Below are 15,659 nucleotides of genomic sequence, written 5' to 3' on the forward strand. Positions count from 1 at the left end.
AGGGAGAAGCCAATGGCCGAGGAAACGTACGCGACGTTCACCACCTCGATGGGCGACATCGTCGTGAAGCTCCTTCCCGAGAAGGCGCCCAAGACCGTGGAGAACTTCGTCGGCCTCGCGGAGGGCACGAAGGAGTGGAAGGATCCGTCGAGCGGCCAGACGGTGAAGCGGCCGCTCTACGACGGGACCGTGTTCCACCGCGTGATCCCCGAGTTCATGATCCAGGGGGGCGATCCGATGGGCACCGGCTTCGGCGGCCCCGGCTTCCGCTTCGCCGACGAGATCGACGCCTCGAACCGCTTCGACAAGCCGGGCCTCCTCGCGATGGCGAACGCCGGGCCGAACACCAACGGCTCGCAGTTCTTCATCACCGAGGTCCCGACGCCGCACCTCAACCGCGGCCACACCATCTTCGGCGAGGTGGTGAAGGGCTTCGACCTCGTCCCCCGCATCGCCCAGGCGGGCAACGCCAAGGTGAAGCTGGAGAAGGTCACCATCACCCGCGGCAAGGCTCCCTGAGTGGGCAAGAAGAACCCTCCGAAGACCTCGAAGTCCCCGAAGCCGGCCAAGGCTCCCAGGGCCGCGAAGAAGCTCCGCGCCGGCTTCGTCGCCATCGTCGGCCGGCCCAACGTCGGCAAGTCCACCCTCCTCAACCGCGTGCTCGGGGAGAAGGTGGCGATCGTGTCGCCGCGCCCGCAGACCACGCGGACGCGCATCCTCGGCGTCCACACCGCGCCCGGGCTCCAGGTCGCCTTCTTCGACACGCCCGGGCTGCACCGGGCCAAGGGCACGCTCAACGCCCGGATGGTCGAGACGGCGCTCACCACGCTCTCGGAGGTGGACACCGTGCTCGTGCTGGTCGAGTCGGGCACGGGGCCGAACGGGCGCGTCGAGGTCGGGGAGGCCACCTCCTGGGTGATCGACCAGGCGAAGCGGAGCCGGAAGCCGCTCGTGCTGGGCGTCAGCAAGGCGGACCGCGGGCCGAAGGAGCTCCTGCTCCCGGTCATCGCCGCGTACCAGGGGCTCGCGCCGTGGGCCGACGTGGTCCCGTTCTCGTCCTTCAGCGGCGAGAACGTGGACGCGCTGCTCGAGGCGCTGGCGCGGACGCTGCCGGAGTCGGACGCGCTCCTCTTCCCGGAGGACATGCTCACCGACCAGGCGGAGCGGCAGCTCGCGGCGGAGTACGTGCGCGAGCAGGTGATGCTCCAGACGCGCCAGGAGCTCCCCTACGCCGTGGCCGTCGAGGTCGAGGAGTTCGACGAGTCGGAGCGGGGGGAGGGGAGGAGCGGGCTGGTGCGCATCTCGGCGCTGCTCTTCGTCGAGCGCGACAGCCAGAAGGCGATCCTGATCGGCAAGAAGGGCGACATGCTGAAGTCGATCGGGACCCGGGCGCGCGAGGGGCTGGAGCGGCTGCTCGGCTGCAAGGTGTTCCTGAAGCTCACCGTGAAGGTGGAGGAGCGCTGGAGCGAGCGCGCCGCCTCGCTCCAGAAGCTGGGCCTGTAGGTCATGACCGAGATCCTCGCGGCCGCGCGCCCGCTGATCGCCCTCGTGGGCCGCCCCAACGTGGGCAAGTCCACGCTCTTCAACCGGATCGCCGGCCGCCGGATGGCCATCGTCGAGGACGAGCCGGGCGTCACCCGCGACCGCAACTACGCCGACTGCGAGTGGGACCACCGGGCCATCTCGGTGGTGGACACCGGCGGCTTCGAGCCGGGCGCGCCCGCGGAGCACGCGCCGGACCGGCTCATGCGCCAGGTGCGCGAGCAGGCGCAGCTCGCCGTGGACGAGGCCGCCGCGGTGGTGCTGGTCGTGGACGGGCGCGCCGGGCTCACCGAGGTGGACCGGTCGGTGGCGGGCCTGCTGCGGCGGGCCGGCAAGCGGCTCTTCGTGGCGGTCAACAAGATGGACAGCGGCGGCACCGAGGCGGAGGCGCCGCTCTCCGACTTCTACGAGCTCGGGTTCGGGGAGGTCTTCCCGGTCTCCGCCGAGCACGACCGCGGCGTGGGCGAGCTGCTCGACGCCATCGTGGCCGAGCTGCAGGTCCCGCGCACGCCGGCGCCGGAGGAGCTCACGCCCCTCGACGAGCGCGAGGAGGGAGAGGAGGGCGAGGAGGGCGGTCGCGCCCCGGATCCCGACGCGCCCATCCGGCTCGCCATCATCGGCCGCCCGAACGTCGGCAAGAGCACCTTCGTGAACGCGCTGCTCGGCGAGCAGCGGTTCGTGGTCTCCGCCGTGGCCGGCACCACCCGCGACTCCATCGACAGCGAGATCACCTACAAGGATCGGAAGTTCGTGGTCACCGACACCGCCGGCATCCGGCGCAAGCGGTCGATCGCGCAGAAGGTGGAGCTGTACTCGGTGGTCCGCGCCATGCGCTCCATCGACGAGGCGGAGGTGGTCGCCTGCCTGCTCGACGCCAGCGAGGCGGGCGTGGAGCAGGACGCCCGCCTGCTCGGCCTGGTGGCCGAGAAGAGCAAGGTGCTCATCTGCGTCGTCAACAAGTGGGACCTCGCGGAGGCCGAGGAGGCGACGCAGGCCTGGTACCGCAAGGAGCTCGCGAAGCGGCTGCCGTTCATCTCCTTCGCGCCGATGATCTTCACCTCCGCGAAGACCGGGAAGAACGTGGCCAAGGTGCTCGACACCGCGGCGCGCCTGGTGCAGCAGTCGCGGGCGCGGTTCCCGACGCCCGCCCTGAACGACCTCCTCGAGAACGTGCAGCGGGCCCACCCGGCGCCGCTGGCGCGCGGCAAGCCGGTCAAGCTGTACTACATGGCCCAGGTCGGCTACGCCCCGCCGACCTTCGCCATCCAGTGCAACCGTCCCGAGGCGATCTCGGGGGATTACAAGCGCTTCCTCGAGAACCGGATGCGCGAGGCGTTCGGCCTCGAGGTGCCCATCCGCTTCCTCTTCAAGGAGCGGCGCCGGGCGCGCCGCCGCGGGAAGCCTTCCGCTTGACGGTGCGGTTCGACCCGCCTAATTTGGGCGCGATTTTTCCTCAACTTTTCCGAGAGGCAGCATGTCCAAGACCGAGGTCATCACCCGCAAGGAGATGAAGGGGCCGGACAAGTTCCAGGTCGCGGCCGGCGAGGCGGCGGGCTGGGCCAGGTCCCACGAGAAGCAGATCGTGGCGGGCGTCGTGGGCGCCCTCGTGGTCGTGGGCGTCATCCTCGGCATCGGGCAGTACCTCCACGGGCGCGAGCTCAAGGCCGGCGCGCTGCTCTACCGCGCGCTCGACGCCGCCGACGGCGAGATCTCGACCGTCCCGCTCCCGGGCGTGCAGAAGCCGCTCTTCAAGAGCGAGTCCGAGAGGCAGCAGGCGGTGCTCGCCGCGGCCGAGGACGTCCGCAAGCAGTACCCGTCGAGCGACGCCGCCCGCACCGCGGCGCTGCTCGCGGCCGACGCGCAGCTCCGGCTCGGGAAGCCGGACGAGTCGATCGCCACCTACCGGGCCTGGCTCGACGCGGCCGGCAAGGGCGACGCGCTGCGCTTCGCCGCGCTCGAGGGGCTCGCCGCCGCGCACGAGGCCAAGAACGACCTCGACGCCGCCGCCAAGGACTACGAGCAGCTCGGCCGCGAGGTGACGTTCTACAAGGATCGCGCCGCGCTCGAGCGGGCCCGCGTGCTCGCCAAGGCCGGCAAGGCCGACGAGGCGAAGAAGATCCTCGCCACCTTCGCCGACGACTTCAAGGAGTCGCCGCTCAAGACCGAGGCGCAGGAGCGGCTCGCCAGGCTGGGCGGCAAGTAGATGAACGCCGCCAGCGTCGCGCTCGCCCTGGCCCTCTCGCAGGCGCCGGGCGCGGGCGCCCGGCTCGCGCCGGCCCCCATCCAGCTCTGGCAGGTCGCCTGGACCCGCCCGCTCGTCCCCCCCGGACTGCTCGAGTACAAGCCCCGTGAGCCGGGTGGCCCGGCCATCGACCCGCAGCGCGGGAACGTGGTCGTGGGCGCCCGCGACGGCATCCTGCGCGCGCTCTCCGACAAGGGGAAGGTGCTCTGGGAGCTCAAGACCGGCGGGCCGTTCGACGCGGCGCCGCGGGTCGAGGGCGACACCGTCTACGCCCCGTGCGACGACGGGAAGCTCTACGCCGTCGAGGCGGGCACCGGGAAGGTGCGCTGGAGCTACGACGCACAGGAGCCGCTCGGGAGCACGCCGGTCCTCGCGAAGGGGCTGGTCTACGTGACCAGCCAGCAGGACACCCTGTTCGCGCTCGACGCCGCGACCGGCGCCTTCAAGTGGCACCACCGCCGCGAGGGCAAGGAGGGCTTCACCATCCACGGCGCCAGCGGCGCGGCGGTGGCGGGCGGCGTGGCCTACGCCGGCTACTCGGACGGCTTCGTGGCGGCGCTCGACGCGGCCACCGGCGCGGTCAAGTGGGAGCGGCGCGTCGCCCCGGCGGGCGACTTCCTCGACGTGGACTCGACCCCGCAGGTGGACGAGGGCCGGGTGTACGTGACCGCCTTCTCCGGCGCGGTGTACGGCCTCGAGGCCGAGACCGGGAACGCCGCCTGGGAGACGAAGCTCCCCGGGCCGACGCGGCTCTCCCTGCTGCAGGGCCGGCTCGTCGCCGTCACCACCACCCGCGTGGTCGCGCTCTCGCCGCGGGACGGCAAGGTCTACTGGAACGCGCCGCTCGACGGCATGGTCGGCGGCGACCCGGTGATGGCGGCCGGGGCGGTGGTGGTCCCGGCCGGCACCGGTCTGCGCTGGCTCGATCCGGCGACCGGGCGGCTCGTGAAGATCTTCGATCCGGGCACGGGCGTCACCGCCAGCCCGGCGGTCCGGGCCGGCCGGGCCTACGTGATCTCGAACGCCGGGGAGCTGGTCGCGCTGGACCTGAGATGAGGTCGGTGCGGGTGGTCGCGGCGGTGATCCGGCGCGGGGGCAGGGTGCTCGTCACCCGCCGCTTCCCGGGCGGGCCGCGCGGCGGCCAGTGGGAGTTCCCCGGCGGCAAGGTGGAGCCGGGGGAGCCCGAGCCCGACGCCCTGCGCCGGGAGATCTCCGAGGAGCTCGCCTGCGAGGTCGCGGTGGGGGAGCTGCTCTGCCGGGCGCGCCACCGCTACCCCGATCTCGAGGTCGAGCTCGCCTTCTACGACTGCGCGCTCGCAGCCGGCGCCGAGCCGCGCTGCCTCGGCGCCGACGCCCTCGAGTGGAGCGGCCCGGACGCGCTCCCGACCTACGACTTCTGCGAGGCGGACCTGCCGGCGCTCCCGGTCATCGCGGCGCGCCTGCGCGCGACGTAGGCGCCGCCGAGGCGGCCTGACCCGGTGACCGCGGCGCCTTCCCAGGCGGCAGCGGGCGCGGGCGAGCCGCCAGGCGCCCCCGATGTCTCGGCCCGGTCGCCCCGGCCGCTACCGGTGCCGCCGGTGACCGCGCTTCGACGGCTTGGCCGCGGCGGGCGCCGCCGGCTTCGTCCCGGTGGTCCGCAGGGCCACCGCAGCCGGCGCGTAGACGCGCCCCTGCGCGTCCCGCAGCTCCTTCCCTCCGGCGGTCTCGACCTTGAGCGTGTAGCGCGACCCGGGCCGCAGCGGCTCGCGGGGCGAGACGCGGAAGAGCGCCTCCTGGCCGAGCTCGGTCGTCCCGGTGGAGGGGACCATGTCGCCCTTCTCGTCGAGGAGCACCGCGTGGGCGTCCACCAGGGCGGCGCCGGCGGCGAGCCGGAACGTGCTGCGCGGCTCGACGGCGGTCGGCTCCGCGCCGGGCCCGAGGGGTACCTCGGTCGCGCCCTCCACGGCGAAGGCCTGGACGGGCAGGGGGAGCGGGCCGGCGGGGGTCGGGGTGGGGGCGGGCTGCGCGGCCGGGGTGGCCGTCCCGGCGCCCGGGGCTGCGGGAGCGGCGCTGGAGGCCTCGGCCGTCGCCGTCGCGGCAGGCGTGGCCGGCGCTTGCGGCGCAGGAGCTGCCTGGTCGGGGTCGTGCCGGCGGCAGGCGAGCGCGGCGAGGGCGGCCAGGAGGGCGAGGCGGCGGAGCATCCGGCGAAAGTATCAGAGGCGGCGGGGCCGGACAGCAATTCGCCGCGAGGAATCCGGCGCGGCCCGCCCGGTCGGGTCGGCGCCGTCGCGTGACCCCGGTGCGGCGGGCCTGCCGGGAGGTCGCTCGATGGCCATGCTTCGCGCGGCGCGCCGGCCCGAGGTGGCCGGCGGCGGGAGGTGTCTTCATGGCTCGACTGTCGTGGTGGGCTGCCGTGGGAGCGCTGGTCGTGGGGGGCGCGGCGGGGGCCGCGGAGCCGGGGTCGGCGCAGGTCCACGTGCGGGGCGACGTGGTGTCGCTCCAGGGGGGCGCGCTCCAGCTCCGGACGCGCTCGGGCGACCTCGTCGCGCTGCAGCTCCCCGAGAACGCCAAGGTGGCGCTGGTGTCGAAGGGCGACCCGAAGCTCCTGCGCAGCGGCGCCTTCGTCGGCACCGCGGCGGTGCCCGAGCCCGACGGCCGCTTGCGGGCGCTCGAGGTGCACGTGTTCCCGAGCTCGATGCGCGGCACCGGCGAGGGGCACCATCCCTGGGACCTGAAGCCGGGCAGCACCATGACCAACGCCACCGTGGCCGAGGTCGGGCCCGGCGGCGCCGGGTCGCAGGGCACCGGGAGCAGCATGACCAACGCGACCGTGTCGAAGGTCGGCGAGAGCGGCGGCGCGCGCGAGCTGTCGCTGCAGTACCCGGGCGGCGAGAAGAAGGTGCTCGTGCCCGAGGGCACGCCGGTGCTCCAGGTGGAGCCGGGAAATCGCTCGAGCCTCGTGCCCGGCGCGCACGTCTTCGCGGTCGCCTCGCGCCGGCCCGACGGCACCCTCGTCGCGGAGCGGCTCAACGTAGGGAAGGACGGGGTGGTGCCGCCGATGTAGCGGGCGCCGCGGGGCGGCCGGAGCCCGGGCGCGGCGGCGACGAGTACCGGGAACGGGGCGTGGTGGAGGCGGAGCGTTGTGGAGCGCACCGTGGTGCCGATGTTGCGTTTTTGCCTGGCCCCGCGTGGGACGCCGAGACCCCGCTCGGTGATGGAGTCGGGCAACTCGACTCACCCGCACCACGCATCAGGGCGTCAGGCTCGCGACGTAGCCTCGGAGCCCTTGAGCGTCTTGAACGGCGTGTCGACGACGGTGGCGTTGCCCCACGGCGTCAGTGCGACGTCAGGCGGCTGCGGGCCTGCTCCGGCGTGGCTCCGGTCCACGCATGGAACGCGCGGTAGAAGGAGTTGGGGTCCTCGAACCCGAGCAGGAAGGAGATCTCCGCCGCGGTGAGGGCGGTCTTCCCGAGGTAGTGACGCGCCAGCTCCGCCCGGGTCTCGGCGAGCACCGTCGCGAAGGAGGTCTGCTCGTCGTGGAGGCGACGCTGCAGGGTGCGGCTGCTGGCGCCGAGCCTCGCCGAAACCGCCTCGATCGACGCCGCGCCGCCCGGGAGCAGCTCCAGGAGCGAGGCCCGAACGCGCTCGGCGGTCGAGGCGCGGGCGTCGAGTTCGGCGAGCCGGCGCTTTAGCTCCGGCTCGAACGACCGCCACATCGCCTCGTTGGAGGTGAGGAAGGGGCGCCTGGAGTCGGCGGCCGCGAAGGTCAGCGCGGCGCGGCGGCCGCGGCGGGGTGCGACGCCGAACCAGGAGGTATAGGCGTTCGCTGGCTCCAGGCGGACGGGCGCCTCCACCGCCAGGGGTTGCACTCGTGATCGCGTGCCGAGTCGAGCCAGCGCCACGAAGAACACCAGCTCGGTGGCGACGAGCAGCGCGGGAGGGGCCTCGAGCGCGTCGAGCCACGACAGGACGAGCGTCGTCGTGTCACGGCGAGCCTGCACGTCGAGCCGCATCGGGCACGTCAGGACCTTGTAGAGGGCGATCCGGCCGAGCGCCGTGTCGAGGTCCGGGCTGCAGAGCGCCGCGAAGAGCGGGGGGTCGAACGACTCCGCCTTGATGGTCGCGCCGATCCGGAGGGGCAGGGTGGGGTCGGAGACCTCCTCCTCGAACCCCCGCCAGAGGCGGAAGTACTCCGGCTGCGTGAGCGTGACCCGCTCGCGCGAGAGGAGGTCCCCCGGCAGCGATGCCCGGCGGAGGACATCTGCCGCAGAGACCCCCAGATCCGCCAGGACAACCCGCCACGACTGATCGAACGTGTACGTGCCGATGGTCGTCATCGGGCTCCTCCGCGATGCTGCGTGCGGGATCCCGGAGCCTCGTGCGTGGGTTCCGCCGGAGGGCCGCCGGGGAGCGCCTCGAGGATCGCCGAGTGGTAGATGCCCGCGCGCTCCTTGGAGAACCCGTCGACGATGAAGCCGAAGAGGCCGAAGACCACCAGCGCGATCCCTGCGGCGCGTGCGCGCGCGTCGAGCGTGAGCCAGAACAATCCAGCTGCCACCGCGAAGCAGATGGGCGCGAGGACGTTCGTGATCCGGTACATGTACTGGAATCCTTCGACCCGCTTCTGCTCGGCCCGGACGAAGGCTGCTGGATCCTCGCGGTAGGCCTGCTCGTACGCCGGGATGCGGGTGCGGTTCGTTGCGTAACCAGACACGCCGATGGCGACGAAGAAGAGCCCGAGCACCACGAGCGGGACGAGCATCGCCTTGGCGAGCGGCGTCGAGCCGAGTCGCCCGAAGGCGACCCCGATCACGGCCACCGTGAGCCCGGCTGCAGCGATGAGAGTCATCTCCAGGATCTCACCGCGCGCCCACTGAACGGAATGACGGACGAAGTCCATGACGGCCTCGACACCCGGAGGGCTACACCTTCTGCATCTCGTGGATCTGGCGCATGAGCAGCTTCTTCGGCGTGAACGGGACGAGCGAGAGCATCAGCCTCTGGGCGAAGGTCATTCCGGCGACGACGTCCATCTTGCCCTCGAGCATCCCCTCGTAGCCCGCCTTGGCGACGTCCGCGGCACTCGCCATCTTCGCGAAGAGGGGCGTCTTGTCCATGTCGGCGACGCGGGCGAACTCGGTCTCGGTGGCGCCGGGCAGGAGCGCCGTGACGGTGATGCCCGTATCGCGGAGCTCCTCGGAGATCGCGTTGCTGAACGATGTCACGTAGGCCTTCGTGGCGTAGTACACGGCCTGAAGCGGGCCGGGCATCAGGCACGCCGTCGAGGAGACGTTGAGGACCTTCCCGCTGTTGCGCGCCACGAAGTCGGGGAGGAAGAAGCGGGTCAGCGCCGTCAGGGCGACGACGTTGAGGTCGATCATCGAGAGGTCGTCCTCCCAGCGCCGCTCGTGAAACGCGCCGCGCCCACCGAAGCCGGCGTTGTTGATGAGGTAGTCCACCTCGATCCCAGCGGCCTTCACCGCGTCGTAGAGCTCTCTCGCGGCGGAAGGCCGGGTCAGATCCTTCGCGATGACGATCACGCGGCAGGAATGCGCCTTCCTCAGTTCGGCGGCGAGCTCGGCGAGCTTCTGCTCGCTGCGAGCCACCACGACCAGGTCGCCGCCGCGCGCGGCGTGAAGGTGCGCCAGCTCCTTTCCGATGCCGGAGGACGCGCCGGTGATCAGGGCGACCTTCGGCTTGTTCTCGTTGCTTGCCATGGTTCTCTCTCCTGTGGGCGGTGGCCGTCCCGACGGCTCGCTGTCCGGGCGGCGAAACGCGAGGTCGTCGCGTCACGCAGCAAGACTAGGGTATTGGGCCGCGCCGTGGCTCCGACGGAACGCGCCAAGTCACCAACGGATCGCGCCAATGTCGGGCTGGGTGGTGAGCGACGGAACGCAACGGCCCCGAAGGCGTCCGGGAGTCCGATAATATGGATTTACTACCGCAAATACGGGCTTGTAGGCAAGCCCTCCCCTGCTGGACAGCTACGCCGCTGCGAGACGGCATCGCACACCCCAAAAAGCAAGGCCCCTGCTCCGAGCTCGCAGACTCGGTGGAGGGGCCCTGCAGGCTTCGGAGGACGTGTCCGCGTCCGCCCTCAGCCATGCTTCGGATCTTGTAACCCTGGCCGCTGCGAGACGGTAGGGGGTGAGGCGGGGCGCTTCTTTCGGGCCGGACAGCCCGAACTCCGCGGACAATATTCGGGCCGCCCGAATTGGTCAAGCTCATTGCCGAGCCCCCTGTTCAGAGCGGCCGGTAGGAGGTCGCGGCGGCCTTGTCCGGCGGCGCGCCGATCGAGAACATCCTGATACCGCCCGTGAACCGGGCGACGTCCTGAGCGATGCCGGTCCCGAAGTCCTTGCCGGTGGTCGGGCCGGTCGCGGGGGCCGCCGGCGTCTGCGCCGTCTGCATCGGGAGGCGCACGCCGATGTCGGAGCCGCCGTTGGAGGCGATCGCCCCCAGCAGGCCTGGCGCCGCGCTCGAGGCGACGCCGCCGGCGAGCTCGAGGAGCTGCCCGGCGCCGGAGCTGAGCGCGGAGCTCGTGCTCGAGGTGGCCGCGGCCGGCGCGGTGCGCTGGGCGGCGCGCTTCTTCCCGAACCACCAGGTCATGCCGACGACGGCGAGCGGAAGGACGAACACGGGGGCACCTCAGTTCGCGACGAAGAGGACGAGGGCGCCGAGCGCCAGGAGGGCCAGGATCGCCGTGCCGGAGACCTGGGGCTGCTCCTGGACGGCGACGGTGGTGGTGGGAGCGTCGGTGGCGCCGGTGACGATGCCGGCGGCCTTCCCCGCGGCGCTGACGACGCCGCCGAGCTGGGCGGCGGTCTGCAGCGCGCCGCCGATGCCGCCGGCGGCGCCCGCGCCGGCGCTGGCCACGCCGCCGATGGAGCTCAGCACGCCGGCGGCGCTCACCGTGCCGTCGGCCGCGACGGTGCCGGTGGCGATGACGGGGATCGCCTCCGGCACGGCGCTGGCGGGCACGAGCGCGGCCTCGGGGATGGCGGCGAGCTCGGGCACGGAGTCGATGGCGGCGATCGCGCCCTCGCCGGCCGCGCCCGCGGCGGCGCCTCCGGCGAGGGTGCCGACAGCGATCGGCCCGCCGAGCATCACCGCGGTGACGCCGACGACCTTCAGGTAGTCGCCGAAGTCCGCGTAGGTGGGCGAGTCGAGCTCCGGTCGCATCAGCCCGGCGCCGCCGTCGAGCTTGTTCATGACGAGCTCCTAGCCGCGGCCGAGCATGTAGCCGACGAGGAACGGCGTCCCGAGGACGACGAGCACGGCGCCGATGAGCGGCAGCGGCGAGTACTCCGCCGGCGGCTCGCCCCAGGGGGACGAGGTCTGGTCGCCGAGCGGGGTCCGCACCGTGATCTTGGGCGCGGCGAACCGCATGATGAGGTCGGCCAGCGGGCTCCCGGGCGTGCTGGCCGAGCTCGGGTCCACCACGATGGGCGGGAGGATCCGGCTGTCGATCTCGAGGGTGAGCAGGCCGTCGGACATGGCTACCGCACCTGGTACGGCGGGGTCGTGGTGATCACGTTCTGCGGCTGCGCGCCGGCGGTGCCGCCGGAGATCACGCCGCCGCCGGCGAGGATGGGGGCGAGGATCGCGGCGGCCTTGTAGGCGAGGGTCCAGGGGGCGGCGAAGGCCAGAACGCCAGAGCAGACGAGGCCGATGCCGAAGGCGAGCTTCTTGAACAGGTCGGAGTTCATGCGGTGCTCCTTGGGGGACTACGGGTCGGTCATGAGCCGCTCGGCGAGCTGCGCGCCGGGGCAGGTCTTGCGGTGAAGCTCGAGCTGCTTGCGGACGAGGGAGGCGCGGACCTGCTTGCCGAGGAAGGCGCCCAGGAAGGCGCCAACGAGTGGACCCCAGCGCGGCGCGGACTCGGAGAGGGCGATGAGGAAGGCCGGCATCAGTACCCCGCGGAGTTGGTCAGGCCGAGGCTGAGGGCGGTGAGGTCGTAGTCGGCCTCGTAGTCGGCTCCGGCGGAGAGAGCCCAGTCCGCGGAGCCGTTGGCGGTGCGGGTGTCGCCGCTGCGGACCTGGCCGGCGAAGGTGGGCGCGGTGGTCGTGCTGTGCGTGTCCTGGCTCGAGGCGGTCACGTAGGCCGAGACCGAGGAGTAGTAGGTGCCGTTCCAGGTCACCGCGAGGGTGTTGGCCGAGAAGGCGTTGTAGTCGGAGGAGAGGGTGGTGCCAGCGGCGGCCTGGATGGCGTCGCGGCCGCCCGAGAAGATGTTGTTCTTGACGGTGAGCGAGCCCGTGTCGGTCTTGATCGCGACGAAGGGGAAGCCCGTCGTGTCCACCCAGACGAAGGTGCAGCGCTGGACGTCCACGGTGCCGTTGGCCCAGACGAGCGCGCCGCTCGCCGTTCGGGCGATGATCCGAACGCCGCGCATCACCAGCGTGGTCGAGGCGGACGGGTTGACGGCGCGGTTCATCAGCGTGCCGTCGGCGGCGTAGGTGTAGCCGTTGAGGACGCCGCCGATGATCCACACTTTGTCGGCGCCGGAGGTGATGCCCTGGGTGCAGCGGTACGTCTTGCACCGGAGGTAGAGCACGCGGGCCGCGTTGATGCCCGAGAAGCCGCCGGAGAGCCCGATCGCCTCGCAGTCCTCGAAGACCATTCGGGCGTGCTTGTAGGAGCCGCCGGAGGTGTGGAAGTAGAAGCCGAGCGTGCCGCTGGGGGTGGAGGCGATCGCCTTGCAGCGGCGGTAGACCGCCCCTCCGTCGCCGTAGTCGGAGTACGTGACGAACATCGTCGCGGCGCCGGCGCTCGCGTAGCCCTCGTTCTTCCAGGCGATGCAGTCCTCGGCCGTGCCGGCGTTCCAGAAATTGTGGACCGTCCCGTCTTCGGCGACGCAGTCGCGCGCCGTGCCGTAGTTGAGCAGGGAGCCGTTGTTGTGCCCCTGGCGCCGGGTGTGGACGCTGACTTCCGTCCCGCCGATCGCCCCCGAGAGGCCGAAGTTGCGCCGGCTGATCTCGTAGAGGTGCCCGTCGCTTGGAACGGCCGTGCTCCCCACGGCGTTGACATACACGGTGTCGGTGCCGGTGCCGCTGACCACCGCATAGAAGCTGCCGGGCGTGGCGTCGCAGTTGGCGATGCTCGTGGCGCGCACGAGGCGGGCGCCGTCCTCCCAGACGCTGATCTTCGTCTTGGCGGAGTCGGCGAGCGAGCTCGTCCAGGTGACCTGGTAGACGTTGGTGTAGCCGCCGGTCTTGGTGAACCCGGCGTTTGCCGCGACGTCCGCTCCGTCGAGCACCGGGCGGGCTCCCTGGCCGAAGGCTGCCACGCTGGTGCCGATCGGCAGGCTGGAGAGCTCCTCGCGCCAGTAGCCGCCGCGCGCCAGGTAGACGGTTCCGCCGACGGAGAGGGGCTTGGCCTTCACCGCGGCGATCGTGGCGAGCGCGGTGGAGGGCTTCAGGCCGTCGTTACTGTCGGAGCCGTTGACCGAGTCCACGTAGAACGCGGTGGGGGCGTAGAGGGTGAAGACCTTGGGCTGCGACGCGGGCCGGAACTGCGCCAGCGCCAGGCCGGGCAGGAGAACGGCGAGCAGGGGCAGGAAGCGGCGGAGCGAGTGCATTACCGGCCCTCCACGTGGATGCCGATTTGGGTCACGCCCGTGCCGGCGCGAGAGGGCAGGGTGAATCCGAGGACGTCGGCGCCGACGGGGACGTCGAGATCGAACACGAGGCTGGTTTGGGAGACCGCCAGGTCGGAGGCGCCGCCCGGCACCCAGAGCGACTGCTGCGCCGGGTCGGAGAGGCGGGGGTCGTCCACGTCGAAGCCGTTGGTGTACGTGACCAGGCCGATGGGGTTCACGTACACCTGGAAGTACGGGAGCAGCTTCCAGAGCCGGATCGTGGCGGCGAGGTCGGCCGGTCGGAGCATTGCCGCCGGGTCGGCCGCGGCGCCCGAGCTCGGCACGACGGTGACGCGGAGCGATTTCAGGCCGCTCGTGACGACGGCCACCGGCGGGTTGCCGGCGTTCGGGTCGGCGGCGGTGAGGGTGGCGCAGCCCAGCAGCTCCTGCACGCGGGCGCGGCCGGCGCGCTGCGGGTCGAAGGTCGGCCGGAAGCCGAGCTCGGTCCCGACGAGGAAGCCGACGTAGCCGAGCTGGGGGCCCGCGGCGTCGCCGAACCGAGCCCAGAGGCCGACGGGGTTCCAGGCCTGGAAGCTTGAGCAGCCCTGGGGCACCGGGAGCGTCTCGCCGGGGCGGAGCAGCACCGGGTTGCCGGAGCCGTTCGGATCGACGGCCATCACCACGCCGGGCGTCGTGTACTCGGGGTCGAGGGTGATGGAGTACACCGCGCCGCCGCAGTCCACGCGGACGCCGGGCGCCTGGCGCACGGCCGGAACGGCGGCGGTGCCCCAGGCGGCGTAGCTCGTCTTCCCTCGCTTGAGGCTGGGGTCGTCGGGCAGGAAGACGCGGCGGAAGGTGGGGGGCGCGTTCTGGCGGATCTCGGGCATGGCTCAGCTCTCGGCGTCCTGGCTGTCGGGGTACATGGCGGCTTCGGTGGCGAGCGCCTTGTCTTGGTAGATGGAGGCCGCCGGCCCGCCGCCGTTGTACCGGCGGACGGCGTCGTACATGTCGCCGCCGGCGGCGTTGAGCTTTGCGCGCCACACGACGGCCGCGGCGTGGATGCAGAAGCTGAGGTCGGTCGCCATGGCGGCGTAGGCGGCGCGCTCCTGCGCCGCGGTGGCGCCGGCCGGCGGCGCCCAGAGCTTCAGGTCCTTGGCGGTTCCGCGGCTGACCTGGATCGGGCCGACGGAGGGGCCGACGGCCGCGTTCATGTCACCGACGGCGACGGGGTTGCCGTGCGACTCCACCCAGATCTGGCTCATGAGGAGCCGGGCGATCTCGACCTGGGTGGCGGTGTCGTAGTCCCAGAAGACGCGGAGCACTTCGCGGCACACGAGCTCGCGGAAGGGCTCCAGCTCGGGGTGGACGCTCTGGGCGGTGGACTCGTAGATGTCCTTCACCTTCTTGCCTCCCCAGAGGATCGCCGCGAGCAGGGCGCCGCCGGCGAGCCACCAGACCCAGCGGTCAGCGCCCTTCATCGCCGGCTCCTACGCCGACTTCTTCATGAAGCCGTAGACGGTGAGGCCGAGGGTGAGCGCGGCCGCCGCGAACACGATCATGCCGCCGTACTTGCCGAAGGGGATCATGGGACACTCCTTGACTGCGGGTTTAGCCTGCGGAGACGACGCCGGCGCGGACCTTCAGCCCGCTCCGGGTGAGGAGGTAGATGAGCCCGGCCGCGACCACCCCGAGGATGATGAGGGGCTTCGCGACGCCGAGCGAGGCGGAGCCGAGCACGTCGCCGGCGGTGTCGGCCACGGTCTCGGCGACGTGCCCGACGCCCTGGACGGCGTCGGTCACGACGGTGCTGAGCGAGGTCGGGAAGCTCGCCAGGAACGCGGCCGCTCGAGCGGAGAGCGTGGCGTCGTTGGCGAGGTCGGCGATCTCGCGGGCGTTCTGCGCGATTTTCCGGCCGGTCTGCTGCCAGGCCGAGAGCTTCGCGGAGTCCTGCGCCGCCGCGTCGGCGAGCTGCTCCCAGTACAAGGCCGAGGAGTGCCAGGAGTCCACCATGTCGTGGATCCGCTCGTCGGACTGGTACTGGGGCAGAGCGAACAGACCGTCGTTCACCTGCACCATGGCGGCGATCTGTTCGCTCTGCGTCATGCGCTCACTCGTCGGAGGTGAGGTTGCCGATCGCGTTGAGGATGCTCGAGGCGGCGTTGCCGGCGGCCTGGACGGTGCCGGGCACGGCGCTGAAGGTGCCGCCGAAGAGCGTGGAGCCGGGGGCCGGCAGGAGGGTGGTGGTCGAGGGCTTCAGCAGGAAGTACGCGACCACCACGCCGCCGACGCCGAGCAGGATGAGCGTGCGCGGCTTCACGG

General features: G+C 72.1%; 21 protein-coding genes. 7 read left to right on the plus strand and 14 right to left on the minus strand.

The genetic code is table 11. The features are described 5' to 3' along the window. Positions 1-12: 12 nt before the first annotated feature. The 6 genes from AMPC_RS03580 (at position 13) to AMPC_RS03605 (ending at position 5,238) form a co-directional block, all read left to right on the plus strand. Entirely contained in the window at positions 13-519 is a 507-nt protein-coding gene (locus AMPC_RS03580) for a peptidylprolyl isomerase (RefSeq protein WP_248344388.1), read from the plus strand. Further along, positions 520-1,503, plus strand: coding sequence for a GTPase Era (gene era, locus AMPC_RS03585; protein ID WP_248344390.1), 984 nt, complete (start codon positions 520-522; stop codon positions 1,501-1,503). It abuts the gene before it with no gap. A 3-nt stretch (positions 1,504-1,506) separates the two neighbouring features. Further along, on the plus strand, positions 1,507-2,955 hold the full coding sequence (der, locus tag AMPC_RS03590) for a ribosome biogenesis GTPase Der (protein ID WP_248344391.1): 1,449 nt from the start codon (positions 1,507-1,509) through the stop codon (positions 2,953-2,955). A 61-nt stretch (positions 2,956-3,016) separates the two neighbouring features. Next, the gene (locus AMPC_RS03595; RefSeq protein WP_248344392.1) at positions 3,017-3,745 is read left to right on the plus strand and encodes a tetratricopeptide repeat protein; all 729 of its coding nucleotides are present in this window, start codon (positions 3,017-3,019) and stop codon (positions 3,743-3,745) included. Further along, positions 3,746-4,840, plus strand: a complete 1,095-nt coding sequence (locus tag AMPC_RS03600) for an outer membrane protein assembly factor BamB family protein (RefSeq protein WP_248344393.1) — start codon at positions 3,746-3,748, stop codon at positions 4,838-4,840. Beyond that, positions 4,837-5,238 carry a (deoxy)nucleoside triphosphate pyrophosphohydrolase gene (locus AMPC_RS03605; RefSeq protein WP_248344394.1) on the plus strand — a complete coding sequence of 134 codons (402 nt, stop codon included), beginning with the start codon at positions 4,837-4,839 and terminating at the stop codon, positions 5,236-5,238. The genes AMPC_RS03600 and AMPC_RS03605 overlap by 4 nt, the downstream gene beginning before the upstream one ends. A gap of 108 nt (positions 5,239-5,346) precedes the next feature. Here AMPC_RS03605 and AMPC_RS03610 read toward each other — a convergent pair whose 3' ends face one another. Continuing rightward, positions 5,347-5,964, minus strand: coding sequence for a hypothetical protein (locus tag AMPC_RS03610; protein ID WP_248344395.1), 618 nt, complete (start codon positions 5,962-5,964; stop codon positions 5,347-5,349). A gap of 185 nt (positions 5,965-6,149) precedes the next feature. On the opposite strand from AMPC_RS03610, the gene AMPC_RS03615 reads away from it, so the two are divergent. After that, positions 6,150-6,827: a hypothetical protein gene (locus AMPC_RS03615; RefSeq protein WP_248344396.1), complete on the plus strand. Its 678-nt coding sequence runs from the start codon at positions 6,150-6,152 to the stop codon at positions 6,825-6,827. 271 nt (positions 6,828-7,098) lie between these two features. Here the strand turns inward: AMPC_RS03615 and AMPC_RS03620 are convergent, their stop codons facing one another. The 13 genes from AMPC_RS03620 to AMPC_RS03680 form a co-directional block, all read right to left on the minus strand. After that, complete coding sequence (locus tag AMPC_RS03620; protein ID WP_248344397.1) at positions 7,099-8,100, minus strand: AraC family transcriptional regulator; 1,002 nt, start codon at positions 8,098-8,100, stop codon at positions 7,099-7,101. Next, a complete protein-coding gene (locus AMPC_RS03625; RefSeq protein ID WP_248344398.1) occupies positions 8,097-8,663 on the minus strand; it encodes a hypothetical protein in 567 nt (188 codons plus the stop codon). The genes AMPC_RS03620 and AMPC_RS03625 overlap by 4 nt, the downstream gene beginning before the upstream one ends. 22 nt (positions 8,664-8,685) lie before the next feature. Next, complete coding sequence (locus tag AMPC_RS03630) at positions 8,686-9,480, minus strand: SDR family NAD(P)-dependent oxidoreductase (RefSeq protein WP_248344399.1); 795 nt, start codon at positions 9,478-9,480, stop codon at positions 8,686-8,688. 526 nt (positions 9,481-10,006) lie between these two features. Next, entirely contained in the window at positions 10,007-10,402 is a 396-nt protein-coding gene (locus tag AMPC_RS03635; protein WP_248344400.1) for a hypothetical protein, read from the minus strand. 9 nt (positions 10,403-10,411) lie between these two features. Further along, positions 10,412-10,975, minus strand: a complete 564-nt coding sequence (locus tag AMPC_RS03640) for a hypothetical protein (protein WP_248344401.1) — start codon at positions 10,973-10,975, stop codon at positions 10,412-10,414. A gap of 9 nt (positions 10,976-10,984) precedes the next feature. Beyond that, positions 10,985-11,260, minus strand: a complete 276-nt coding sequence (locus tag AMPC_RS03645; protein ID WP_248344402.1) for a hypothetical protein — start codon at positions 11,258-11,260, stop codon at positions 10,985-10,987. Between the two features lie 2 nt (positions 11,261-11,262). Beyond that, positions 11,263-11,472 carry a hypothetical protein gene (locus tag AMPC_RS03650; protein WP_248344403.1) on the minus strand — a complete coding sequence of 70 codons (210 nt, stop codon included), beginning with the start codon at positions 11,470-11,472 and terminating at the stop codon, positions 11,263-11,265. An 18-nt stretch (positions 11,473-11,490) separates the two neighbouring features. After that, positions 11,491-11,673, minus strand: coding sequence for a hypothetical protein (locus AMPC_RS03655; protein WP_248344404.1), 183 nt, complete (start codon positions 11,671-11,673; stop codon positions 11,491-11,493). After that, positions 11,673-13,340: a hypothetical protein gene (locus AMPC_RS03660; RefSeq protein WP_248344405.1), complete on the minus strand. Its 1,668-nt coding sequence runs from the start codon at positions 13,338-13,340 to the stop codon at positions 11,673-11,675. Before AMPC_RS03660 ends, AMPC_RS03655 begins: the two co-directional genes overlap by 1 nt. Continuing rightward, positions 13,340-14,227 (minus strand): hypothetical protein, encoded by an 888-nt coding sequence (locus AMPC_RS03665; protein ID WP_248344406.1) that lies wholly within the window; start codon positions 14,225-14,227, stop codon positions 13,340-13,342. The genes AMPC_RS03660 and AMPC_RS03665 overlap by 1 nt, the downstream gene beginning before the upstream one ends. 3 nt (positions 14,228-14,230) lie before the next feature. Beyond that, complete coding sequence (locus AMPC_RS03670) at positions 14,231-14,818, minus strand: lysozyme family protein (protein ID WP_248344407.1); 588 nt, start codon at positions 14,816-14,818, stop codon at positions 14,231-14,233. Between the two features lie 130 nt (positions 14,819-14,948). Continuing rightward, entirely contained in the window at positions 14,949-15,443 is a 495-nt protein-coding gene (locus AMPC_RS03675; RefSeq protein ID WP_248344408.1) for a hypothetical protein, read from the minus strand. Between the two features lie 4 nt (positions 15,444-15,447). Beyond that, positions 15,448-15,657, minus strand: a complete 210-nt coding sequence (locus tag AMPC_RS03680) for a hypothetical protein (RefSeq protein WP_248344409.1) — start codon at positions 15,655-15,657, stop codon at positions 15,448-15,450. Positions 15,658-15,659 lie beyond the last annotated feature (2 nt).

This window comes from Anaeromyxobacter paludicola, from assembly GCF_023169965.1.
Taxonomy (GTDB): domain Bacteria; phylum Myxococcota; class Myxococcia; order Myxococcales; family Anaeromyxobacteraceae; genus Anaeromyxobacter_B; species Anaeromyxobacter_B paludicola.